General features: G+C 72.8%; 25 protein-coding genes and 1 tRNA gene. 17 read left to right on the top strand and 9 right to left on the bottom strand.

The genetic code is table 11. From position 1 onward, the window contains the following. Window positions 1-132: 132 nt before the first annotated feature. The 3 genes from ACWCYY_RS29140 to ACWCYY_RS29130 all read left to right on the top strand — a co-directional run bounded on the left by ACWCYY_RS29140 (window position 133) and on the right by ACWCYY_RS29130 (window position 1,092). On the top strand, window positions 133-261 hold the full coding sequence (locus ACWCYY_RS29140) for a hypothetical protein (protein WP_449797737.1): 129 nt from the start codon (window positions 133-135) through the stop codon (window positions 259-261). A 6-nt stretch (window positions 262-267) separates the two neighbouring features. Continuing rightward, window positions 268-516: a hypothetical protein gene (locus tag ACWCYY_RS29135; RefSeq protein ID WP_449797736.1), complete on the top strand. Its 249-nt coding sequence runs from the start codon at window positions 268-270 to the stop codon at window positions 514-516. 102 nt (window positions 517-618) lie between these two features. Further along, on the top strand, window positions 619-1,092 hold the full coding sequence (locus tag ACWCYY_RS29130; protein WP_449797735.1) for a carboxymuconolactone decarboxylase family protein: 474 nt from the start codon (window positions 619-621) through the stop codon (window positions 1,090-1,092). A gap of 105 nt (window positions 1,093-1,197) precedes the next feature. On the opposite strand, the gene ACWCYY_RS29125 is transcribed toward ACWCYY_RS29130, so the two are convergent. Beyond that, window positions 1,198-1,686 carry a ricin-type beta-trefoil lectin domain protein gene (locus tag ACWCYY_RS29125; RefSeq protein ID WP_449797734.1) on the bottom strand — a complete coding sequence of 163 codons (489 nt, stop codon included), beginning with the start codon at window positions 1,684-1,686 and terminating at the stop codon, window positions 1,198-1,200. A 206-nt stretch (window positions 1,687-1,892) separates the two neighbouring features. Between ACWCYY_RS29125 and ACWCYY_RS29120 the strand changes: the two genes are divergently transcribed. Beyond that, window positions 1,893-2,294: a YccF domain-containing protein gene (locus ACWCYY_RS29120; protein WP_449797733.1), complete on the top strand. Its 402-nt coding sequence runs from the start codon at window positions 1,893-1,895 to the stop codon at window positions 2,292-2,294. Between the two features lie 4 nt (window positions 2,295-2,298). Here ACWCYY_RS29120 and ACWCYY_RS29115 read toward each other — a convergent pair whose 3' ends face one another. After that, window positions 2,299-3,090, bottom strand: coding sequence for a helix-turn-helix domain-containing protein (locus tag ACWCYY_RS29115; RefSeq protein ID WP_449797732.1), 792 nt, complete (start codon window positions 3,088-3,090; stop codon window positions 2,299-2,301). A 128-nt stretch (window positions 3,091-3,218) separates the two neighbouring features. Here ACWCYY_RS29115 and ACWCYY_RS29110 point away from each other — a divergent pair, with 128 nt between their 5' ends. From ACWCYY_RS29110 to ACWCYY_RS29070, 9 genes are all read left to right on the top strand, one after another. Further along, entirely contained in the window at window positions 3,219-4,223 is a 1,005-nt protein-coding gene (locus tag ACWCYY_RS29110; RefSeq protein WP_449797731.1) for a zinc-dependent alcohol dehydrogenase family protein, read from the top strand. Between the two features lie 100 nt (window positions 4,224-4,323). Next, on the top strand, window positions 4,324-5,499 hold the full coding sequence (locus ACWCYY_RS29105; RefSeq protein WP_380149583.1) for a branched-chain amino acid ABC transporter substrate-binding protein: 1,176 nt from the start codon (window positions 4,324-4,326) through the stop codon (window positions 5,497-5,499). A 19-nt stretch (window positions 5,500-5,518) separates the two neighbouring features. After that, complete coding sequence (locus ACWCYY_RS29100) at window positions 5,519-6,439, top strand: branched-chain amino acid ABC transporter permease (protein WP_380149584.1); 921 nt, start codon at window positions 5,519-5,521, stop codon at window positions 6,437-6,439. Continuing rightward, window positions 6,436-7,713, top strand: coding sequence for a branched-chain amino acid ABC transporter permease (locus tag ACWCYY_RS29095; RefSeq protein WP_449797730.1), 1,278 nt, complete (start codon window positions 6,436-6,438; stop codon window positions 7,711-7,713). Before ACWCYY_RS29100 ends, ACWCYY_RS29095 begins: the two co-directional genes overlap by 4 nt. Then, a complete protein-coding gene (locus ACWCYY_RS29090; RefSeq protein ID WP_345286335.1) occupies window positions 7,710-8,498 on the top strand; it encodes an ABC transporter ATP-binding protein in 789 nt (262 codons plus the stop codon). Before ACWCYY_RS29095 ends, ACWCYY_RS29090 begins: the two co-directional genes overlap by 4 nt. Then, window positions 8,495-9,262, top strand: a complete 768-nt coding sequence (locus ACWCYY_RS29085) for an ABC transporter ATP-binding protein (protein ID WP_345286333.1) — start codon at window positions 8,495-8,497, stop codon at window positions 9,260-9,262. Before ACWCYY_RS29090 ends, ACWCYY_RS29085 begins: the two co-directional genes overlap by 4 nt. 246 nt (window positions 9,263-9,508) lie before the next feature. Beyond that, window positions 9,509-10,912, top strand: a complete 1,404-nt coding sequence (locus ACWCYY_RS29080; protein ID WP_449797729.1) for a sulfatase family protein — start codon at window positions 9,509-9,511, stop codon at window positions 10,910-10,912. A gap of 107 nt (window positions 10,913-11,019) precedes the next feature. After that, window positions 11,020-11,949, top strand: coding sequence for a formylglycine-generating enzyme family protein (locus ACWCYY_RS29075; RefSeq protein WP_449797728.1), 930 nt, complete (start codon window positions 11,020-11,022; stop codon window positions 11,947-11,949). 129 nt (window positions 11,950-12,078) lie between these two features. Then, window positions 12,079-12,663 (top strand): GNAT family N-acetyltransferase, encoded by a 585-nt coding sequence (locus ACWCYY_RS29070; RefSeq protein ID WP_345286327.1) that lies wholly within the window; start codon window positions 12,079-12,081, stop codon window positions 12,661-12,663. Window positions 12,664-12,729: 66 nt separating this feature from the next. Here ACWCYY_RS29070 and ACWCYY_RS29065 read toward each other — a convergent pair whose 3' ends face one another. Next, window positions 12,730-13,365 (bottom strand): DUF4232 domain-containing protein, encoded by a 636-nt coding sequence (locus tag ACWCYY_RS29065; protein ID WP_449797727.1) that lies wholly within the window; start codon window positions 13,363-13,365, stop codon window positions 12,730-12,732. A gap of 114 nt (window positions 13,366-13,479) precedes the next feature. After that, window positions 13,480-14,520 (bottom strand): NADP-dependent oxidoreductase, encoded by a 1,041-nt coding sequence (locus ACWCYY_RS29060; protein WP_449797726.1) that lies wholly within the window; start codon window positions 14,518-14,520, stop codon window positions 13,480-13,482. Window positions 14,521-14,659: 139 nt separating this feature from the next. Between ACWCYY_RS29060 and ACWCYY_RS29055 the strand changes: the two genes are divergently transcribed. Continuing rightward, complete coding sequence (locus ACWCYY_RS29055; protein ID WP_345286321.1) at window positions 14,660-15,592, top strand: LysR family transcriptional regulator; 933 nt, start codon at window positions 14,660-14,662, stop codon at window positions 15,590-15,592. A gap of 7 nt (window positions 15,593-15,599) precedes the next feature. On the opposite strand, the gene mug is transcribed toward ACWCYY_RS29055, so the two are convergent. Continuing rightward, window positions 15,600-16,163 carry a G/U mismatch-specific DNA glycosylase gene (gene mug / locus ACWCYY_RS29050; protein ID WP_449797725.1) on the bottom strand — a complete coding sequence of 188 codons (564 nt, stop codon included), beginning with the start codon at window positions 16,161-16,163 and terminating at the stop codon, window positions 15,600-15,602. Between the two features lie 118 nt (window positions 16,164-16,281). Here mug and ACWCYY_RS29045 point away from each other — a divergent pair, with 118 nt between their 5' ends. Together ACWCYY_RS29045 and ACWCYY_RS29040 are read left to right on the top strand one after the other, a co-directional pair. Then, complete coding sequence (locus ACWCYY_RS29045) at window positions 16,282-16,752, top strand: hypothetical protein (protein ID WP_345286317.1); 471 nt, start codon at window positions 16,282-16,284, stop codon at window positions 16,750-16,752. Window positions 16,753-17,061: 309 nt separating this feature from the next. Then, on the top strand, window positions 17,062-17,853 hold the full coding sequence (locus ACWCYY_RS29040) for a hypothetical protein (RefSeq protein WP_345286315.1): 792 nt from the start codon (window positions 17,062-17,064) through the stop codon (window positions 17,851-17,853). 359 nt (window positions 17,854-18,212) lie between these two features. On the opposite strand, the gene ACWCYY_RS29035 is transcribed toward ACWCYY_RS29040, so the two are convergent. Beyond that, window positions 18,213-18,701: a YajQ family cyclic di-GMP-binding protein gene (locus ACWCYY_RS29035; RefSeq protein ID WP_345286313.1), complete on the bottom strand. Its 489-nt coding sequence runs from the start codon at window positions 18,699-18,701 to the stop codon at window positions 18,213-18,215. A 218-nt stretch (window positions 18,702-18,919) separates the two neighbouring features. Here ACWCYY_RS29035 and ACWCYY_RS29030 point away from each other — a divergent pair. After that, window positions 18,920-19,000, top strand: a tRNA-Tyr gene (locus ACWCYY_RS29030). 54 nt (window positions 19,001-19,054) lie between these two features. Here the strand turns inward: ACWCYY_RS29030 and ACWCYY_RS29025 are convergent. The 3 genes from ACWCYY_RS29025 to ACWCYY_RS29015 all read right to left on the bottom strand — a co-directional run. Continuing rightward, window positions 19,055-20,941 (bottom strand): DNA/RNA helicase domain-containing protein, encoded by a 1,887-nt coding sequence (locus tag ACWCYY_RS29025; protein WP_449797724.1) that lies wholly within the window; start codon window positions 20,939-20,941, stop codon window positions 19,055-19,057. Beyond that, window positions 20,938-22,020: a hypothetical protein gene (locus tag ACWCYY_RS29020; RefSeq protein ID WP_449797723.1), complete on the bottom strand. Its 1,083-nt coding sequence runs from the start codon at window positions 22,018-22,020 to the stop codon at window positions 20,938-20,940. The genes ACWCYY_RS29025 and ACWCYY_RS29020 overlap by 4 nt, the downstream gene beginning before the upstream one ends. A gap of 134 nt (window positions 22,021-22,154) precedes the next feature. Further along, window positions 22,155-22,501, bottom strand: a 347-nt coding sequence (locus ACWCYY_RS29015; protein WP_449797722.1) for a superoxide dismutase, incomplete at its 5' end; no start/stop codon positions are given.

Here is a 22,501-nt window from a genome sequence, read left to right as displayed (position 1 = left end):
GGCGGTGCGACCGTAGCGACGGCGCGTGAACGCGCCACCCGTGGTGGGTGTCCGTTGTCCGAACAACTTCCCCCCGGGCCTCCACCGTGCGGCACGATCGGGCACGGAGGACAACGAACGAGGGGGGATTCCGTGGAGACCGCGGCGGGGCTGCGGACCGTGACCGAACTGCTGGCGCCGGGGGACGGGAACCTGGTGCACGACCCCTTCTCGGTGCTGATCTCCCGCCGGGTGACGCTCGGTCAGGACAACCTCCTCTAACCGGGCGTGACGCTGGAGTGCGGCGAGCTCAGCAGCTGCTCGATCGGCGCCGTCGCCGTCCAGTCCGTCCGGCTGGCGGGTGGCGGCGAGCACGCGTACCCCGACCCGGACGGGCGGGGCGCGGTGCTCAAGGGGAGCGGCCTGGCGCGCGGGCTGTCCCTGGAGGCGGGCGAGGTGGTGAACGGCAGCGGCGACTTCGCGGCCGCCCCGGTCGAGCGCCAGCGCGCGTACCACCCGGACGCGCCGAGGATCTGACGCGGCGTGACGCGGGTCACGTCCGCCGGTTGTCACACCCGGCCCGGCCGCTCCGTCGAAGGGATGACAGCGCAAGACGAGCACCGAACGAGGGAGCACCCCGTGGAGATCCGCCTCAACCCCTACACCAACCCGGTCCTGGGCAAGGTCTTCAAGCACATCATCGCGGCGGGGAAGGTCCTGGAGGACTCGGGCCTGCCGGCCACCACCCAGGAGCTGGTCAAGCTCCGGGCCAGCCAGATCAACGGCTGCGGCTTCTGCACCGACATGCACTTCAAGGACGCCGTCCACCACGGCGAGAACCCCGAGCGGCTCAACCTGGTCGCCGCCTGGCGCGAGGCCACCGTCTTCACCGAGGCCGAGCGCGCCGCGATCGAGCTCACCGAGGAGGCCACCCGGATCGCCGACGCGGCCGGTGGCGTCAGCGACGAGGTCTGGCAGCGCGCCGCCCAGCACTTCGACGAGGACCAGCTCGGCGCGCTGGTCGGCGCCATCGCCCTGATCAACGCCTTCAACCGCGCCAACGTCATCCTGCAGACCCCGGCCGGCGACTACCGCCCGGGCCAGTTCGCCTGACGCCGCCTCGGTCCGGGCCGTCTGCCGGTCTGCCCGTCTGCCCGTCTGCCCGGCGCCGCCTCGGCCCGGCCCGGGGCCTTGCGGCCCGGGCCGGGTGACGGTGGGTCAGGGGGCGACGGCGGCGAGGCTGATCTGCTCGTTGAAGACCGCCCAGCGCTGGCCCGGGTCGTTGGCGTCGCACGGCCGCACCGCGACGTCCGGCGTGCCCCAGGCGTTGGTCAGGCAGTAGGCCGGGGCGAAGGTCAGCGCGATCTGCTGGCCGTTGAAGGTCCAGTACTGGCCCTGGTCCTTGGGGTCGCAGGGCTTGGTGGAGACGTCCGGCTTGTTCCAGGTGTTGGCCAGACAGTAGGCCCGGGCGTTGCTCAGCGCGATCTGCTGGCCGGAGAGCGTCCAGTGCTGGCCCTGGTCCGAGGTGTTGCACGCCTTGCTGGAGACGGTCGGCGTGTTCCAGGTGTTGGCGAGGCAGTAGAGGCCCGGCGCGCGCTTGGCCGGCTGCGGCCCCTCGACGGCGGCCCCGGCCCCGGCGGCCGGAAGGATGGAGGCGGTCAGAGCCAGCGTGGCGACGGCGAGCGTCCTGCGAACTGCGATGGCCATCAGGCGGATTCCGTTCTCGCGAAAGGCCGTACGCTCCGTGTACGACCTCGGCGGATTCCCCAGGTCGAGCCCGGGGCAAAGCCATTGATAGCAGCGTGAGTTGGTGGACGAACAGTCAGGTCACCGCCTTTCATCCGAACGTGTGGCGGTGGACTCGCCGTGACCGGATCTGCCGCCGGGGGCCCGGTCCGTGGGAGGGTTGGGGCATGAAGGTGATCGGTTTCGTCCTGAACGTGCTCTGGCTGATCCTCTGCGGGATCTGGATGGCGCTCGGCTACGCGGTGGCCGGGATCATCTGCTGCATCCTCATCGTCACCATCCCGTTCGGCATCGCCTCGTTCCGGATCGCCGGGTACGTGCTCTGGCCGTTCGGGCGCACCACGGTGGAGCGGCCGGATGCGGGGGCGCCGTCCTGCATCGGCAACGTGATCTGGATCGTCTTCGCCGGCTGGTGGCTGGCGATCGGTCACATCGCCACCGCCATCGCGCTGGCGGTCACGATCATCGGCATCCCGTTCGCCTGGGCCAACCTCAAGATGATTCCGATCTCGCTGATGCCGCTGGGCCGCGAGGTGGTCTCCACCGACGAGAAGTTCGGCTACCGCTGATCCGTCAGCCGGCCGCCCGGGCCCGGAGGATCTCCGCCGTCGCCTCGTCGGCCGGGAGGAAGGCCTCCAGGTGGAGCTCGGCCAGGGTGACGTCCAGGGCGGTGGCGAAGGACGTGATGGTGGTGATCAGGCGCAACTCGCCCTCGGGGACGGCCAGTCGGAGCGGCACGGCGAAGCCCAGGTGCTCCGGCCCGGGGGCGGCGTCCGGCAGGTAGGTCTCCAACTCGGCGACGAGGGCGGCCAGCCGGGTGTCGTGGCCCCTGGTCTCCAGCGTGCGGCGCATGTTCTCGGTGACGTGCCGGCCCCACTCGGGGAGGTTGCGGACCCGGCGGGCCAGCCCCTCGGGGTGGAGCAGCAGCCGGATCATGTTGACCGGCGGGCGGAGCAGCTCGGCGGACACGTCCTCGGTGAGCAGGCCCACCGCCTCGTTGGCGGCGACCAGTTCGCCGTACGGGCGCAGCACGATCGCCGGGTACGGGAGGTGCCCGCGGAGGATGACGTCCAGGGCTTCGCGGACGGGGCCGAGCATCGCGGCCTCCAGCCGGGACTCGGGGTAGACGGGGGCGTAACCGGCGGCGTGCAGCAGGGAGTTGCGGTCCCGCAGCGGTAGCTCCAACGACTCGGCGATCCGGATCACCATCGCCCGGCCGGGGCGGGAGCGGCCGCGCTCCATGAAGCTCAGGTGCCGCTGGGTGGTGCCGGCCCGCAGCGCCAGGTCGAGCTGGCTGATCCGCCGCTCGGCCCGTCGGCGGCGCAACTCGGCGGGGAAGCCGGTCTGTTCGGTCACGGTGCTCACCCGGGGGATCCAACCACCGCCGGAGCGCCCGGGCCATTCCCTGTGCGGAATTGTCCGCCGCCCCGGGCCGCCGCAGGATCGTCGGGACAGCGTCCGACGCGCCCCGAGCGAGAGGCTTCCGAGCAGCGATGAAGAGCTACCACATCACCGAGGGCGGCCGTCTGACGCTCCGTGAGCACCCCGTCCCCGAGCCCGGACCGGGGCAGGTGCTGGTCCGGATGCGGGCCAACGGGCTCAGCTTCCGGGACCTGACCGTGCTGGCCGGCGACTACCCGCTGCCGGTCCGCCCGGAGGTGGTCGCCGGGTGCGAGGGGGTGGGGGAGGTGGTCGCGGTCGGAGCGGGTGTGACCACCCTGGCGGCCGGTTGCCGGGTCGCGTTCACGGTCTTCCCGGAGTGGCTGGACGGCCCGTTCGGGCTGGACCGCGCCGCGCAGCTGGGCTCCGCGCTGGACGGCACCCTGACCGAGTACGCGGTGGCCGCGGAGCGCGGCCTGGTCCGCCTGCCGGAGCACCTGTCGTACGAGGAGGCGGCCGCGCTGCCGCTGACCACCCTGACGGCCTGGAACGCGCTGACCGGCGGCCGTCCGCTGCTCCCCGGTGAGACGGTGCTGACCTCGGGCACCGGTGCGGTCAGCCTGGCCGCGGTACAGCTGGCCCTGCTGGCCGGGGCCCGGGTGATCGCCACCACCTCGGGGCCGGCGAGGGCGGACCGCCTGAAGGCGCTCGGTGCCCACGAGGTGGTTGACCGCTCCGAGCACGCCGAATGGCAGCTGAGGGTAAGGGAGTTGACTGACGGCCGGGGCGCCGACACGGTCGTGCACGTGGCGGGTGACCTGGAGCGTTCGGTGCGGGCGGCCGCCCTCGGCGGTGAGATCGCCTACGTCGGCCACCGGGTGGGTGCCGCCCCGACCGGCCGTCCCCTGGAGGCCGGCCTGCTGTTCGGTGCCGGGGTCCGGGTGCGGCCCCTCGCGGTCGGCAGCCGGGCCCAGTTCACGGCCCTGAACCGGGCCCTGACGGTCCACCGGATCCGTCCGCTGCTGGACCGGGTGTTCCCCTTCGGGGAGCTGTCGCGGGCCCTCGGCCACCTGCGGGAGGGGACGGCCTTCGGCCGGGTGGTGCTCACCCACGGGTGAGCGGGGAGGTGACAGACCACGGGCGCGACGCTCCCTCCGGCGGATCGGGGCTGCATAGAGTCACGGGCGTTCCGAACCGCCGTGCCTCCAGGGGGAATTCGTGCTGCCCAGAAGACTGCTCACCGCCGCCGCACCGCTGCTCGTCGGCGCCCTCGCGCTCACCGCGAGCGGCTGCGCCAAGGACGAGGGCGAGACCGGCGCGGACGGCAAGAAGGTGGTCAAGATCGCCTACCAGGGACCGCTGAGCGGGGACAACGCCGCGCTCGGGGTGCACATGGAGAACGGCGTGAAGCTGGCGGTCAAGCAGGCCAACGAGCGCGGCGACCTGCCGTTCTCGCTGGTCTACGTGGCGACCGACGACGCCGGCAGCGCCGACCAGTCCCCGGCCGCGGCGCAGAAGGTGATCGACGACGAGAAGGTGCTCGCGACCATCGGCCCGGCCTTCTCCAGCCCGACCAAGGCGGCCGGCCAGCTCTACTCGCAGGCGAACCTGCTGGCGCTGACGCCCTCCGCGAGCAGCCCCTCGCTGACCACCCTCGGCTTCGGCTCCTTCCTGCGCGGCATCCCGAACGACAACGCCCAGGGCGGCGGGATGGCCGCGTACTACGCGAAGAAGCTGAAGGCCAAGAAGGTCTTCCTGGTGGACGACAAGACCGAGTACGGCATCGGCCTGTCCGCCGTGGCGGAGAATGACCTCAAGGCGGCCGGGGTCGAGGTGGTGCGCCAGAGCGTGCCGCAGAAGACCCCGGACTACACCGCGGTGGCCACCGCCGCGAAGAACTCGAACGCGGACGCGCTGATCTACGCGGGCTTCTACGCGGACGCCGCGCCGTTCGCCAAGAAGCTCAAGGAGGCGGGCTTCGACAAGCCGAGGATCGCCTCGGACGGCGTGAACGACAAGAAGTTCATCGAGCTGGCCGGCGCCGCCTCGGAGGGCTGGCTGGTCACCTGCCCGTGCGTGGACGCCTCGGTGGAGGAGGGCATCAAGAAGTTCACCGCCGACTACCAGGCCGAGTTCAAGACCGCGCCCGGCACCTACTCGGCGGAGTCCTTCGACGCCACCAACCTGGTGATCGAGCAGCTCAAGGCGCTCGGCCCGGACGCCACCCGCGACCAGGTGCTGGCCAAGGCGAAGCAGGCCGACTACAAGGGCCTGACCAAGCGCTTCCGCTTCGACGCCAAGGGCGAGTTCCCGGACAAGACCGCGTTCCTCTACGAGGTGACCGGCGGCACGATCGTCTACCGGGGCAACATCGAGACGCTGGCCGCGAGTTGAGTCAGGGGAGGACCCTCCGATGCCGCTCCACGAGTTCTGGGACTACCTGATCCCGGGCGTCGCCCTGGGCGCGCTCTACTCGGTGATCGCGATCGGCTACACGCTGGTCTACGGCGTGCTCCAGCTGATCAACTTCGCCCACAGCGAGGTCTTCATGCTGGGCGGCTTCGGCGGCCTGGTCGTGCTCCAGCAGCTCACCCCGGCGCACCCCTCGGCCACCGCCTCGGTGCTGCTGGTACTGGCCGGCCTGCTGGCCTCCGGCCTGGTCGGCGGCGCCACCGCGTACGGACTGGAGCGGGTGGCCTACCGGCCGCTGCGGCGGCGCGGCGCGCCCAAGCTGATCTTCCTGATCAGCGCGATCGGCGCCTCCTTCTTCCTCTACAACCTGGCCGGCAAGCTGTTCGGCCGGGATCCGGTGCCGATGCCGGAGATCTACCGGAACGACGTGCTGTTCACGGTCTTCGGCGCCCGCGTGACGATCACCCAGGTCCTGCTGGTGGTCTGCGCGTTGGCGATGATGGGCGGGCTCGACCTGCTGGTGCACCGCACCAGGCTGGGGGCCGGCATCCGGGCCCTGGCCCAGGATCCGGAGACGGCCGGGCTGATGGGAGTGGACACCGACCGGGTGATCTCCCGGACCTTCGTGATCGGCGGCCTGATGGGCGGCGTGGCCGGCTTCCTGTTCGGGCTGAACACCCAGGTCTCCTTCACCATGGGCTTCAACCCCGGCATCACCGCCTTCGCGGCGGCGGTGCTCGGCGGCGTCGGCTCGATCCGCGGCGCGATGCTCGGCGGTCTGCTGCTCGGCCTGGTGGAGACCTTCAACGTGCCGCTGTTCGGCGAGGAGTGGCGCTACGTGGCCGCCTTCGTGGTGCTGGTCGGGGTGCTGATGCTCCGTCCGACCGGCATCCTCGGCGTCCGGATCGGGAGGACGGCATGACCACCCTGCTCCAGCGTCCGGGCGCGGACCGGCTGGCCCGGCTCCGCACGCCCAGGTGGTACCGGCTGCCGCGCTGGCGGCGGCTGTCCGCCCTGCTCGGGGCCGGCCTGCTGCTGGCCGTGATGACCGGCGAGCAGGGCAACGGCCGGGACCTGCTGTACTCGCTGCGCGGGACCCTGACCGGCGCCCGGCTCTGGCTCTGCCTGGGCCTCGGCGTCGCGGTCTGGGCGGTGGCCGAGCTGGCACCCCGGGCCGCCGCCGGACGGGTGGCGGCCGTCCTCCCGAGGCCGCGGCTCCCGCGCGCCGCGAAGCCCGTGCTCGTGGTGCTCGGACTGGCCGTCGCCGTGCTGGCCCCGCTCGGGCTCAGCCGGGCCACCAACCAGGTGCTGGTGGACTGGGTCGGCATCTACGTGCTGCTCGCCCTCGGCCTGAACGTGGTGATCGGCTGGGCGGGCCTGCTCGACCTCGGCTTCGTCGCCTTCTTCGCCATCGGCGGCTACAGCGCGGCCTTCTGGACCGGCCACCTGCCGGTGAAGCCCCCGTTCGAGCTCAACCCCTTCCTGGTCATCCCGGTCGCGATGCTCACCTGCCTGGTCGCCGGGGTGCTGCTGGGCGGGCCGACGCTGCGGCTGCGCGGCGACTACCTGGCCATCGTGACCCTGGGCTTCCACGAGATCATCTACCTGGTCGCCAAGAACGCCGAGGGCCTCACCCACGGCTCCAACGGGGCCTTCGGCATCCCGCACTTCTCGGTCGAGCTCGGCCCGGTCTCCTACCGCTGGAAGCTGGACCCGGTCGACTACTGGTGGCTGCTGCTCGCCCTGATCGTGCTGGCGGTCGTGGTGCTGCGCCGCCTCCAGCACTCCAAGGTGGGCCGCACCTGGGCGGCGATCCGCGAGGACGAGATCGCGGCCGCCGCCCACGGCGTGGACACCGTGAAGTACAAGCTGATGGCCTTCGCCATCGGCGCCTCCACCTCCGGCGCGGCCGGGGTGGTGTACGCCAGCAAGGTCGGCTTCGTGAACCCGGAGAACTTCCCGCTGCTCTACTCGGTGCTGGTGCTGGCCTACGTCATCTTCGGCGGCATGGGCTCGCTGCCGGGCGTGCTGCTCGGCGCCGGACTGCTGGCCTGGCTGCCGCACGCGCTCAAGGACGTGGTCGACCAGAAGGACCGCTTCATGTACCTCGGGGCGCTGCTGGTGGTCATGATGATCTACCGCCCGCAGGGGCTGATCCCGGCCGGTGGCAAGCGAGTTGGGGGTAAAGGTCGATGAGCGTGGTGCTGGAGGCGGAGGGGCTGACGCTGCGGTTCGGCGGGCTGACCTCGCTCGCCGGGGTCGGCCTGCGCATGGAGCGCGGCGAGGTGCTGGCCGTGATCGGCCCGAACGGCGCGGGCAAGACCTCGCTGTTCAACTCGCTCACCGGTGTCTACCGGCCCCAGGAGGGCCGGGTCACCTTCCACCCTGAGGGCGGTGGCACGTACGAACTCCTTGGCCGCAAGCCGCACTTGGTGAACCGGGCCGGGGTCGCGCGGACGTACCAGAACATCCGGCTGTTCGGAGCGCTCACGGCCCTGGAGAACGTCCAGGTGGCGGCCGAGAGCCGGCTGCGCAGCGGCCCGCTGGGCATCGCGCTCGGCCTGCCGCACGCCCGCCGGGCGGCTCGGCGCAGCGCCGAACGGGCCGGGGCGCTCCTGGAGTTCGTGGGCCTGGCGGCCAGGGCGGACGAGCCGGCCGGGGCGCTCGCCTACGGCGACCAGCGGCGGCTGGAGATCGCCCGCGCGCTGGCCACCGACCCCCGGGTGCTGCTGCTGGACGAGCCCGCGGCCGGGACCAACCCGACCGAGAAGCTCGAACTCACCGCCCTGATCCGGCGGATCAACCGGGAGCTGGAGATCGGCGTGCTGCTGATCGAGCACGACATGAAGCTGGTGATGTCGGTGGCGGACCGGGTGCTGGTGCTGAACTTCGGCAAGGTGATCGCCGAGGGCACCCCGGCCGAGGTCCAGCAGGACCCGGCGGTGGTCGAGGCCTACCTGGGCTCGGAGGTGGCGGCGTGACGAGCGTGGTGGAGCCGGTCCGGGAGGCCCCGGGCGGAGCGGGCGGGACCCCGGCGTTGCTGGAGCTGGCCGGGCTGCGGGTGGACTACGGGGCGGTCACCGCGCTGCGCGGGATCGACCTGACGGTCCGCCGGGGCGAGGTGGTCGCCCTGCTGGGGGCCAACGGCGCGGGCAAGTCGACCACCCTCCGGGCGGTCTCCGGCCTGCTCCGCCCGGCGGCGGGGGAGGTGCGGTTCGCCGGCGCGCGGATCGACGGCCTGCCCTCCCACGAGGTGGTCGGCCTCGGCGTCGCCCACTCCCCGGAGGGGCGGCGGGTGTTCGCCGAGATGACGGTGCTGGAGAACCTGCACCTCGGCGCCTACCGCTTCGGCCGGGTGGACGCCGCCGACCTGGAGCGGGTGTTCGGCCTCTTCCCCCGGCTGGCCGAGCGCCGCCGCCAGGTGGCCGGCACCCTCTCCGGCGGCGAGCAGCAGATGCTGGCGATCGGCCGGGCCCTGATGGCCCGCCCGGACCTGCTGCTGCTGGACGAGCCCTCGATGGGCCTGGCCCCGATCATCGTGGCCCAGCTCTTCGAGATCGTCCGGGAGATCAACCAGCAGGGCACCACCGTGCTGCTGGTCGAGCAGAACGCCGCCCAGGCCCTGCGCCTGGCCGACCGGGGCTACGTGCTGGAGACGGGCGAGATCCGGATGCACGGCCCGGCCGCCGAGCTGCTCCACGACCCCCGGATCCGGGCCGCCTACCTCGGCGAGGGAGCGGCCTGACGCCCCGTCCGATACCCCCGCAGCCGCGTGATGTGTCGCCACGTCACGCGGCCGTGTCGTTCCCGCGTACTTCCCGACCTCGTCCTTGTGGGCCCGGGCCGGCCGCTCCTAGGGTCGCGTGCATGGCAACCGGAGTCCACCTCGTTGCCCGCCGCCACGTCGACCACGGACGTCTGGCCTGCGGGCTCTGTCCCTCCCGCTGATCCCTCCGTTCCCGTCCACTCCGCGACATCGGAAGGCACAGCCATGCCCGAGCACACCTCCCCCAGCCGCCGCGGCTTCCTCACCGGAGCCGCCGCCGTGGCCGCCGCCACCGCCGTCCCGCTGGCCGCCGGCCGGGCCGCGGCCGCCGAGCCCGCCGCGAGCGCGGCCCGTCCCAACATCCTGCTGATCGTCACCGACGACCAGCCCAAGCACACCAACTGGGCGATCCAGAAGACCATCGCCTGGCTCGGCGACCACGGCGTCGAGTATCCGAACGGCCACGTCGCCACCCCGCTCTGCGCCCCGTCCCGCTCCTCGGTCTTCTCCGGCCGCTACGCCCACAACCACGGCGTGCGCAACAACGGCGCCTCGGCCGCGCTGGACCAGCACACCACCGTGCAGCGCCACCTCCAGCAGGCCGGCTACCGCACCGGCCTGTTCGGCAAGTACCTCAACTCCTGGACGCTGGCGGACAACCCGCCGCACTTCGAGGACTTCCTGCTGCTCCAGCCGAGCTACAACAACAACGCCAACTACAACGACAACGGCACCGTCCGGCAGATCACCGGCTACCCGACCAACGTGATCAAGAACCACACGCTGGCCTTCCTGGACGAGGCCGCCACCGACACCCGGCCCTGGTTCGCCTACGTCACCCCGTACGCCTCGCACGAGCCCAACGTGCCGGCCCCCAAGTACGCCGACACGCCCGTCCCGGCCTGGAACGGCCGTCCCTCGGTGCCGGAGGCCGACCGCAGCGACAAGCCCGCCTACATCCGCGACGCCACCGCCACCCTGGACGACGCCCGGGCGCTGCGCCAGCGTCAACTCCGCACCCTGCTCTCGGTGGACGACGCGGTGCAGGCCTTCCGGGACAAGCTGGAGGCGCTCGGCCAGCTCGACAACACCCTGGTGATCTACATCGCCGACAACGGCTACACCTGGGCCGACCACGGCTGGCTGAAGAAGTCGGTGCCCTACTCGCCCAGCCACCAGGTGCCGTTCTACCTCTCCTGGCCGGCGGGCGGGCTGGCCGCGGGCACCGTCGACAACCGGCTGGTCGCCAACATCGACATCGCCCCGACGATCCTGGACGCCGCCGGGATCACCCCGAACACCCCGCAGGACGGCCGCTCGCTGCTCACCGGGTACTCCCGGGACCACCTGCTGGTCGAGTGGTGGAAGCAGGGCACCGCCGCCGGCGGGCCCAACACCTGGGCCTCGTACGTCGACAAGGAGCGGCAGTACACCGAGTACTACGCCCTGCACACCAACGCGGCGGGCGTGGTGAGCGGCACCGGGCAGGTGCTGTTCCGCGAGTACTACGACCTGGTCAGCGACCCGTACCAGCTGCAGAACCTGCTGTACCAGGCCACCCCGGCCCAGGAGCAGGCGCTCGGCATCCCGGCCCTGGCCGCCGCCCTGGCCGCCGACCGGACCAGTTGACCCGGACGGGCCCTGCCCGCGCGGGGGCAGGGCCCGTCCGACCACCCGTCACACCGGCACCCGCCTGACCACCACCCGTCCGACCACCCGAAGGGAAGCGGCGCGCGATGACCGTCACCGAGCACAAGTCCTGCTGCACGCCCGGCCGGTCCGCCGCCCCGCTGACCCTGACGGCACCGTCCGCCCGCACCGCCCGTCCCGCCCGGGGGCTGCTCCAACTCCCGGGCGGGCGCTTCCTGATGGGCACCGACGACGGTCTCGGCTACCCGGCCGACGGCGAGGGCCCGGTCCGCGAGGTCGAGGTCGGCCCGTTCCGGATCTCGCCGACGGCCGTCACCAACGCGCAGTTCGCCGCCTTCGTGAAGGCCACCGGGTACGTCACGGAGGCCGAGGCCTTCGGCGCCAGTTTCGTCTTCGAGGGCTTCCTGGCAAGGGAGTTGGCGGTCGCCTCGCCCTCGGTGGCGGCCGTCCCCTGGTGGCGCTCGGTGGCCGGCGCGTCCTGGCGCAGCCCCGAGGGCCCCGGCTCCTCGGTCGGCGAGCGGCAGAACCATCCCGTGGTGCACGTCTCCTGGAACGACGCGCTGGCCTACTGCGCCTGGGCCGGCACCCGGCTGCCCACCGAGGCCGAGTGGGAGTACGCCGCGCGCGGCGGCCTGGAGCAGCGCCGCTACCCCTGGGGCGACGAACTCGCCCCGGGCGGACGGGAGATGTGCAACATCTGGCAGGGCGTCTTCCCGACCGTCAACACCGGCCACCGCGGCACCGTCCCGGTGAAGTCCTACCGCCCGAACGGCCACGGCCTGCACAACGTGGCCGGCAACGTCTGGGAGTGGTGCGCCGACTGGTTCAGCCCCGACTTCCACCGCACCGGCCCCCGGCAGGACCCGGTCGGGCCGCCGAGCGGCACCGCCCGGGTGATGCGCGGCGGCTCCCACATGTGCCACGACTCCTACTGCAACCGCTACCGGGTGGCCGCCCGCAGCTCCAACACCCCCGACAGCTCCGCCGGCAACATCGGCTTCCGGGTGGCGGGCTGAGCGGCCGTACGGTGCCGGCCGGCACCGTAGGGGAGACGGCCCCTCGGCCCCGGCCCCTCGCTCCGGTCCCTCGGCCCGCCGCCGGAAATCGCCTGGTGGTGCCGTTCGTACCCGTGTACACAGGTGCGCATGAGCACCGTGGACCCGAACGACCTCGCCCCGACCTTCCGCCCCGCAGAGCTGGACGGCGACGGCTTCCGGGCCGTGCCCTGGACCCTGGTCGACGACCTCGAGCGCCGGGCCCGCGAGATCGCCGCCATCGCGGCCGACCCGGCGGTCGCCCTCTGGAACCCGCTGCCCGCCGGGACCCCCGCGCACGCCGAACGCTGGATCGCCGGCCGCACGGCGGCCTGGGAACGCGGCGACGCCGGCTCCTTCGCGCTGCTCGACCCCGTCCGGGACGACCTCCTCGGCGCCGTCACCATCCGCTGGGTGGACCGCTTCGACGGACTCGCCATGATCGGCTACTGGCTCGACCCCGCCGCCCGCGGCCGGGGCCTGGCGACCCGCGCCACCCGCACCGTCACCGAGTGGGCCTTCGCCCGGGCCGACGCCCGCCGCATCGAACTCGCCCACGCCACCGGCAACGCCGCCTCCTGCGCCGTGGCCCTGCGGGCCGGCTACCCCCTCGAAGGCACCCTCCGCGCCAGCCACCGCTTCGGCGACGGCCGGCACCACGACGAACACCTCCACGCCCGGCTCGCCACCGACTGACGGCCGGTCGGCGACGCGGACCCGGGCCGTCGGCGCCCGCCCGGGCCGGCGGCGACCGCCGGGCCGTCAGCCGCCCTGGCCGGCGCTCCCGACCGGGCCGATCCGCACCGGCGATCCGCCGCCCTCCGTCACGGGCAGCGAAGCCGCGCCCGGCCAGGCCAGGGTGACCGGATGGGTCTCGTCCGGCGGGGTCACCACCAGCCCGGTGATCCGCACGCCGGAGCCGCCCGAGCCGTTGGCCGGGTATCCGATGCCGAAGTACGTCGACTTCCCGCTCGCCAGCACGCCCGTGACCACCGGTTCGCCGGAGCGCTTCGCGGAGACCGTCCCCGCGGAGGTCTTCAGGTCGACGCCCGCGTACCCGGCGAGCGTGCAGGCCCTGTCGCCGTGGTTCTTCAGCTCGACCACGACGGTGTTCTCGCCGTCGCCGGTGATGGTGCGGTCCGCGGCGGTGACGGTCAGGTCCGCGGTCCGGCACTGGGCGGCCTTCCCGGCGGTGGCGGTGGCAGGGGCCGGGGTGCTCGGTGCGGTGGTCCTCGGGGTCCCCGAGGCGGTGGCGGACGGGGACGAGGACGAGGCCGGGGCGGCGGCGGTCGGGGTCGGTGCGCTCGCCGCGGAGCCCGTTCCGCCGTCCTGGCAGGCGGTGAGCAGCAGTGCGGCGGCGACGGCCAGGACGGCGACGGCGGGCTTGCGGACGCGCATGGGGTTCTCCTCCGGGTGGGACGGTGGCGCTCGGTGCTCTCCCACCTCAGGACCGCCCGCCCCCGGTGGACCGTTCCGCCCGTTCCACCCCCAGGACAGTCCTGTGACACACCGTCATGAACCGCTCTCCGCCACCCGCACGACGGCCTTCCCCAGGTTCCCCCCGCCCAGCATCCCGAGGAACGCCTCCACCGACCGGTCGAACCCCTCGGTCACCGCCTCCTCCGCGACCAGCGCTCCCGAGCGCAGGTGCGGGGCCGCCCACTCCTCCAACTCAGCCTGCGCGTCACGGTGGTTGCGCACCAGGAACCCCTCCACCCGCAGGCTCTTGCCCACCACGTCGTACAGGTTGTACGGGGCGGCCGGCGGGTTGGCCGGATCGTCGTACTGCGCCACCGCGCCGCACCACGCGACCCGCCCGCCCTCCCGCAGCACCTCGATCGCCCCGGCCAGGTGGTCCCCGCCGACGTTGTCGAAGTACACGTCGATCCCGTCCGGCGCGGCCGCCCGCAGCTGCTCGCCGACCGGCCCGTCCCGGTGGGAGAACGCCGCGTCGAAGCCCAGCCGCCCGGTCAACTCCCGGACCTTCTCCGCCGATCCGGCGCTCCCGATCAGGCGCCCGGCCCCCATCAGCCGCGCGAACCGCCCCACCGCCGTCCCCACCCCGCCCGCCGCCGCGCTGACGTACAGGTCCTCGCCGGGCTGCAGCCGGGCCACCCGGGTGAGTCCCACGTACGCGGTCAGCCCCGTCCCGCCCAGCACGCTCAGGTAGGCGCTCGGCGGCACCCCGTCGGCCGGCCGGATCCGCCGCACCCGCCCCGGGTCGGGCAGCGCGCCGGGCGCGGGGACCTCCGCCTCCGTCAGCACCGCGTGGGTGCGCCACCCCTGACGGTGCGCCACCAGGTCCCCTTCCGCCAGGTGCGGCGACCGCGAGGCCACCACCCGCCCGACCGCCCGCCCCTCCAGCGGGGCGTGCAGCTCGCCGACGTCCATCACCTCGCGCATGTACGGGTCCACGGAGAAGTACAGGTTCTCCACCAGCGCCCCGCCCGCCGGCACCTCGGGGAGCGCCCGCTCCACGAAGGCGAAGTCGGCGGGGGAGGGGCGTCCCTGCGGGCGGGCGGTCTGGTGGACGTAGCGGGCGGTGCGGGTCATGGTCTCTCTCTCCTCCGTGCTCGGTACGGACGGAACGCTAGGCACCGGCTCGCGGGCGTGGCAGGGGCGCACGTCGATGGTTCCCGTCGTTCCATGAACCCTCTTCATGGAAGGCGCCCCCACCGGCTAGGTTTCACCGGTGACGACCGACTCCACCGACCCCACCCGCTCCGATCTCACCCCCGCCGACCTCCGGATCCTGGTCGCCGTGGACCGAGAGGGCAGCTTCACCGCCGCCGGAGCAGCGCTCGGCCTCTCCCAGTCCGCCGTCTCGCACGCCGTGCGCGGGTGCGAACGCAAGCTGGGTGCCGTCCTGTTCGAACGAGGGCGTCACGGGGCGCGCACCACCCCGGCGGGCGCGAAGGCCGCCGCCCACGCCCGGCAGGTCCTCCACCTGCTCACCGTCCTCGCCGCCGAGACCCGGGCCGCCGCCGCCCCGGCGGGCGGCGAACCCACCGGCCCGGTCCGGATCGCCGCCTTCCGCAGCGCCGCCGCCCACCTGCTCCCGGCCGTGCTGGCCCGGCTGGCGGCCCGTCACCCGGGCCTGCGCCCGGAGGTCAGGATCGTCCGCGACCTCGGCCGGGGCACCGCCGGCGAGGTGGCCGACGGCCACGCCGACCTGGCCGTCGCCACCCTCGACGCGGCCACCGGCAGCGTCCCCTCGCCCGCCCTGCCCGGCCTGGTGGCCGGCCGTCTGTTCAGCGAGCCCTACGCCCTGGTGCACCCCGCCGGGCACCCGCGTCCGCGCACCCTCCCGCTGGTCGACTGGGACGAGAACTGCGGCTCATACACCCGCGCGTGGTGGCGGAGGCAGAGCTGGATCCCGGCCGCCACCGTCAACGTCTCGGACGACACGGTGACCCTCTCGATGGTCGCCCAGGGCCTCGGCATGTCGATCATGCCTGCCCTCACCCTGCTCTCCGCCCCGCCGGGCGTCACCGTCGCTCCGCTCGACCCCGAGCCACCGACCCGGCACGTCGGCTACGTCACCACACCCGCCCTGGCCCGCACCGCCGCCGTCCGCGCGGTGATCCGCGAACTGCGCGCGGCCCCGCCGCCCGTGCTCGCCTGACGGTCCGTCAATCCACCTGCGGCGGCAGCGATTCCCGGAGCGCGCGGAACTCCGCCGCGATCCCGTCCAGGGTGAAGTGCGCGTTCAGCCCGCTCGGGTTCGGCAGCACCCACACCTCGGTGGCGCCGATCCCCTCCGGCTGCCGCCCCACGGCGGCCTTCCGCCGCCCGAAGGCCGTCCGGTACGCCCCGATCCCCAACACCGCCAGCACCCGTGGCCGCAGCTGCTCCACCCGCTCCACCAGGGCCGCCCCGCCGAGCCGGTACTCCTCGGCGGTCAGCTCGTCCGCCTTCGCCGTGGTCCGGGCCACCACGTTGGTGATCCCGAGCCCGTACGGCAGCAGCTCCAGCTGTTCCTGGGGCCGGAGCCGGCGCGGGGTGAAGCCGGAGCGGTGCAGCGCGGGCCAGAACCGGTTGCCCGGCCGGGCGAAGTGCAGGCCGGTCGCGCCCGACCACAGCCCGGGGTTGATGCCGCAGAACAGCACCCGCAGCCCGGGGGCCACCACGTCCGGGACCGTCCGCTCCCGCGCCTCGGCCAACTCCTCCGCCGTGGGCCGTCCCTGACTGACCATCCACCCAGTCTGCCTCCTGGGGGCGTGCGGTGTCATATTCACAACGACCATGCCACGAAGGGAGAGTGAGTTCGATATTCCGCTGCCACGCCGTCGTTGGAGGGCGCAGAATGGCTGGATGTCCTACGAACTCAAGGCACTCATCGGCTCCTGGGACCTGCTCAAGGTGGTGGCCGCAGAGGTGCCGGTCGCCCGTGTGACCAGACTGGAACAGGGATTGGCGCTGATCCCGATGACGGACCTTCTGTTCGACACCGTCGCCGAGCACGGCGGCGTCCTGCAACCCGGCTTCACCGCCTTCCCCGGCGGCTTCGGCCGCCGCCTGGTGGCCTGGTCCCAAGCCTCCCCGATCGGCTACGTCGAGGCGCACTACGTCGACGGCGACGGCACCCAGCGCGCCGCCGTCTGGGTGGACGGGCGCCTCGTCCTCGGCCCGCTCGCCTGCACCTCCGAACCCTTCCCGGAGGACGGCAGCCCCATCTCCCAGGCCCTGCGCCGGATCGGGGCCCGGCGCACGCCGGCCGCGGACGAGTTCGAGGAGGTCGGCCTTGGCCGCCACAGCCGCCTGGTCGACTGGCCCGCCGACTGACCCCCGCCCTCCCGCTGCCCGCTGCCCGCTCCGTCCCCGCCGCATGCCGCCGTACGGCCCAGCGCGCCCCCGTCACGCCTCCCCGGCGCGTGCCCGGCGTCCCGCCGTACGGCCCACCGGCCCGCCCCTCCGTCTGGCGGACCGTCACCCACCCGCCCGGAGCACGCTCTTGCTCCCCCGGAGGCCCCGCCGGCCGCACCGCTGCCGGGCGGCGAACCGTTCGGCCTAGGCGCGGTGGCCCGTCACCCTGGGGTGCACCAACGTGTGATGCAGGCGACAACGCCTGATCACACGAAAGGAAACGCAAGAATGCGTGCCACCTGGACGGCCGCCGTGCTGACCGCCACCCTGGGCCTCGCCCCGGTCATCACCACGTCCGTCACCGTCGCGAACGCTGCCGACTCCGCCTCCGCGACCAGCCTCCGCCTCCTCGCCTCCCACCCCGAGCGCGTCCTCCCGGACCTCGCCCGCCCCGGCCTCTCCCTCCCGGACCTGGCCGGCATCATCCCGCCCGCCCCGGACCTCCCGGTGAAACCCCCGGTCCCCGACCTCCCCGTCAAACCGCCGGTCCCGGACCTCCCCGTGAAGCCCCCCGTGGACGTCCCCGCCGTCCCCGACCTCCCGGCCGTCCCCGACCCGGGCGCGAACCTCGCCGTCCTCGGCTCCCTCGGCGACGTCCTCGGCCAGATCACCAAACTGGTCGGCTCGGCCACCGCCGGAGCCCCCGACCCGGCCGCCCTGCAGAAGCAGCTCGACGACCTCCAGGCCGCGATCAAGGCCCTGCTCGGCAAGCTCCCCGCACCGCCGGCCCCGTCCACCCCGACCCTCCCGGTCGACCAGACCCGCGGTGCCCCCGCCGACCTCGCCCCGGCCCTCCCGCCGGCCCCGGCCCTCCCGGAGACCCCCGCCGTCCCGGCCGCCCCGCTCCCGCTCAACCCGGCCGACGCCCTCGCCAAGGTCCAGAAGGACCTCACCGACCTGGTCGCCAAGGCCACCGCCGCCAAGCCCGACCCGGCCGCCGTCAAGGCGGCCATCCCCGGCCTCTCCACCGACACCGTCGCCGCCACGGCCGCCACCGCCACCAGCCTGGCCACCGGCTGACCCCCCGTCACCACCCACCCCGCGCCCCGGGCCCGTGCACGGCCCCGGGGCGCGGGCGCGCACTCAGCCCACCCGCCCGCAGACGGCGATCCGCTGTGCCGGCTCCACCGCCGGACGTCCAGCGGGTCGTGGTCGGCGGGCGTGAGTGCACTGTGCGGGTGAGACCGGTGGGGCGCTGGAGCTGTGCCTGTACAGCCCACGGGTCGCATTCGTCCGCAGGTCCGGCATCGTGTACCGCCAGAAGTCCGGCACCGTCCCCGCCGCCGCACCCCCGACGGAGAGGGCCCGCCGAGGGGCGGCACGCCGTACGACCAGCGCCGCGCCCTCGACGGGCCCTCTCCTCTCCGACCAGCCCGCTGCTAGCGGTAGTTCACGAACTGGATCGCGAAGTCCAGGTCCTTGCCCTTGAGCAGGGCCTGCACCGCCTGGAGGTCGTCCCGGCTCTTCGAGCTGACGCGGAGCTCGTCACCCTGCACCTGCGCCTTGATGCCCTTCGGGCCCTCATCGCGGATGATCTTGGCGACCTTCTTCGCGTCGTCCTGGGAGATGCCCTCCTTGACGTCCGCGAAGATCTTGTACTCCTTGCCGGACAGCTGCGGCTCACCCGCGTCCAGCGCCTTCAGCGACAGGCCGCGCTTGATGAACTTGTCCTTCAGCACGTCCAGGATCGCCTTGGCGCGCTCCTCGCCGTTGGCCTTCATCTCGATCTTCTCGCCCGAGCGCTTGATCTCCCCGCCGACGTTCTTGAAGTCGAACCGGGTGGCGATCTCGCGGGAGGTCTGGTTGATCGCGTTGTCGACCTCCTGCCACTCGACCTTCGAGACGATGTCGAAACTGGAGTCGGCCATGGTGTGTTGGTCTCCTTGATGCTCTGACTGCACGGTCACCGCCCGCCCCCGAGGGCAGGCGCCGCCCCAGCCTATCCACCCCCGCCCCGCCCCACCCCCGACAGCCACGCCTCACCGCCTTGATCATCACGTGACCAACCAAGTGGCGAAGCACCCCCATCCATCAGGTATCGTTTACGAGGTCGAACGGGGCAGCGCCCCGCAAGACGAAACATCCTGGCTGGTTGCCCGAGCGGCCAAAGGGAGCAGACTGTAAATCTGTCGCGCAAGCTACGCAGGTTCGAACCCTGCACCAGCCACAGGATAAAGAAGGGCCCGGTAAGCGGAAACGCTCACCGGGCCCTTCTTCGTCGTCAGTCGGTATGGGCGGGCAGGACCGTACGGAGGTAGGCCTGGGTGCTCGGCTCCGTGGAGAAGACCCGGGTGGCCTCGGTGCCCCGGGTGAGTAGGACGCGGTAGGTGTTCAGGGCGTACCGGAGGTACTGATCGGGCGTCAGGTGGCGCAGGGCCTTGTCGTGGCTGGCCGCAGGGCGGGCGACCCACCGCCCTTTCTCGCGCGCGAGGTCGTCTCCGAGGATCACGACGCTGTGGGAGTACTCCAGGCCCTGGGCCGTGTAGACGCAGCCCACCTGGCCGCTGCCGCCCTCGTCGGTGGCCCAGTACGGGCGTCCGGGGACGCCGTCGACGTCCAGGGCGGTCCGGTCAGCCGCGTAGTTCCAGGGGCGGGCCCACACCTCGTCGCCGTTCGCTCCGTGCCAGGTGACCTCGACCTCCAGTGGGAGCGGTTGCTGCTCCTTGCGGCTCCAGTGCCAGCAGTAGCCGGCCGAGATCCGGGCCACCCGCCCGCCGTGGATGTGGCCGTCGACCCACGGGCTGAACTGCCCGGGATCGGCGTGGGCCAGGTCGTAGGAGGAACCGGTCCAAGGGGCGGCGCTGCCCGTGGGGGACAGGAAGGCGTCGACCCAACGGTGGTAGTCCGCAGACCCGTTGTTCCGGAACTGACCACGCAGTTCGACCAGGGTGACCTCGCGACCGAGGCGGCCCGCGAGGGCCCGGAGCTCGGTGACGGTGATGCCCTCGGTGGGCCTGATGATCTGGTTCTCGTCCAGGAAGACGACCACGCTCCCTGCCCGTTCCAGCAGTCGCGTCCACAGGCGGCTGTCCCCGTGAATGCCGCCGCTCTGCGCGCGGTGGGCCTCGTCGAGGATGACGGTGGTGGCGTCGTCGACGGTCCTGGGCACCTGGTCCATGAGGGTGTGGATCAGTGACTGGTGGTCGGGGCCGACGGCGCGCCGCAGTTGATGGCTCATCGTCGCCGAAGGGAAGAGCAGTCGCGGATCGGCGTCGGGGAGCCGGCAGAGCTCCCCGAGGGTCCGGGCCGCGACCGCAGTCTTGCCGGTGCCCGGTCCGCCGGTGACGATCACCAGCGGCCGCGGCAGGGCCCGGTCGTCGAGGTACCGCAGCACGGCACCCCGGATCCGCTGCAGTGCCACGTCCTGTTCCTCGATGAGCCGGAAGGACGGATGCCCCTCGATGGCCGAGCTCGCCAGGGCGAGGAAGGTCGCGGAGGGGCGGTGGGCGGTGCGGAGGAACGCCTCGGCCCGCTCGTCGCCGACCGGTGCCAGGGAGTCGCAGGACAGGTGGGTGGCCAGGGCCTCGGCGGTGTGCCGCTCCAGCTCGCTGCGGCCGAGCAGGGGGAAGTCCGCTGACGGACCGTTGGCCACGGCGCTCCGGAGTTGCTCCACCAGGTGTTCGTCGGCGTTGTGGAGGATCGCCGTACCCCGGACTCGAAGGTCCTGGCCGGAGTCGGTGACCCAGCCCTGGAGGTAGCTCGCGTAGAGGCCCACCTGTCGGGCCGGGTGCAGGGTGACGCGGCCGCCGACCTGGACCAGTCCGGGGTAGTCCGCCCGGGTGAGGGCCCGCGTCCACTGCTTCAGTTCCACGACGACGGGAGCGAGGCGTCCGTCGGGGTCCGCTCCGAGCAGGAGCGCGTCGATGCGCTGCCCGGTGCCCGGCAGGCCGTACTCCAGCACGATGTGCAGCTCCCCGAGGCCTGCGGCCTTCAGGGCGGCCGTCAGTATCGGCCAGCCGGCTCGCCAACTGGCCAGCTCCGAGCTGTTCGGTGCTGTGCCGTGGAGGGACCGGAAGCGATCGGCGCACTCGTCGACGAACTGACGTCTGTTCACCTCCCGGTCGGCGTCGGCGATTCTGGCGCGGTAGAGATAGGTGGCTGTCGTCACGGGGTCACCGCCGGCTCCGGCACGGCCGCGGGTGCCGCGTCGCCGCTCTGGACGGCGCGGGTCCAGGCCGAGCGCATGTGGGCCCGCGCCTGCTCGGGTGCCTCCTCCCGTTCGAACGCACCCGGGCCGACGCGGAAGACGCAGTCGATCCCGTAGTGGTGGAGCAGGGCGATCTCCGGAGCGGCCGGTCGGTACGGGAAGAGCCCGGTGAGCCGGTCGGCCGGCTCGGGACTGTGGGGTGCGTAGTCCAGGAGCTGGGCGAGTGCTTCCCGGACGAAGGAGCGGGTACTGCTGCGCTTGGCCTCGATCATCTCGGTGCGGCCCGGACGCGTGACGTGGATGTCGGTGATCCCGGCAGGGGTGTGGAGACGGTTGACGGTGGTGTCCGGCGCCTCGATGGTCGGGAGGTACTCATGGACCAGCATGGCCTCGATGCGTTGGGCGGTGAGGGTGGCGGCGGGCTGCTGGTAGCTGGTCCGCGGGGTGTGGAGCCGTTCGACGGGAAGGAACTGGGTCCCTGTGCCGAGGGCCTCCGCCACGGCGGATTCGAGTGCGGACAGATCGCGGGACTCGGCCGTGGTCCGGATGCGGAGACCTTCGAGGATCTCGTCGCTCGCGGCCTGACCGAGGATGCGCAGACTCCGGAAGACGTCATTGGCCTTGAAGCTCGGCAGCTGCCAGATCTCCTCGTAGGGGATCTCCACCTCGGTGAAGGAGAGCAGGCTGTACACGTTGTGCCAGCTGCCCTTCTTTGTGTGCGGCGCCCAGAGGGTGTCGGCGAAGTTCGCGTTCCGGAAGGCGGTGCCCACCTCGCCGATGGCCCGGACCTTGTTCTGACCGGTGAACAGCACCACGGTGCCGGTCGTGAAGTCGGCGAGTTTCCTGTCCCAGGTCGACACCGTTCCCCAGAACGGCGCGCGTCCCTCCGGGTGGAGTTCCTGGAGCGTGCGGTACTGGACGTCGGAGAGCGTGGCGACCCTGGCGTCCGTACCGAACTCGACGTCCTCGAGCAGCGTCTGCCGGGCGTTCCGCCGTCCCACGGAATCACCGAAGGTCGGCTGGATTGCGACGATGGGCACGGGCGAGCCTCCGGAGTGAGGTGCGGTTACTGACGATCCGTCCGGCGCAGCCTATGCGGGACCTCCGACGACGCACCGGAGCCCTGCCTCCCGTCGAGGGAAGGCAGGGCTCCGATGTGCCAGGAAGCCGGTCGTCAGGCGTTCTTGGCGGTGGTGAAGCGGTTGGTGACGTCGGTCCAGTTGACGACGTCCCAGAGGCGGGTGACGTAGTCGGGGCGGACGTTGCGGTACTGGAGGTAGTAGGCGTGTTCCCAGGCGTCGAAGGCGAGGAGGGGGGTGGTGCCCTGGCCGACGTTGCCGTGGTGGTCGTAGACCTGTTCGACGATGAGGCGCTGTCCGAGGGGTTCCCAGGAGAGGATGCCCCAGCCGGAGCCCTGGACGCCGGTGGTGGCGGCGGTGAGCTGCTTCTTGAAGGCGGTGAAGGAGCCGAAGTGTTCGCCGATGGCGTCGGCGAGGTCGCCTTCGGGTTCGCCGCCGCCTT

This window comes from Kitasatospora sp. NPDC001664, assembly GCF_053596675.1.
This window is presented reverse-complemented; position numbering and strand designations above follow the sequence as displayed.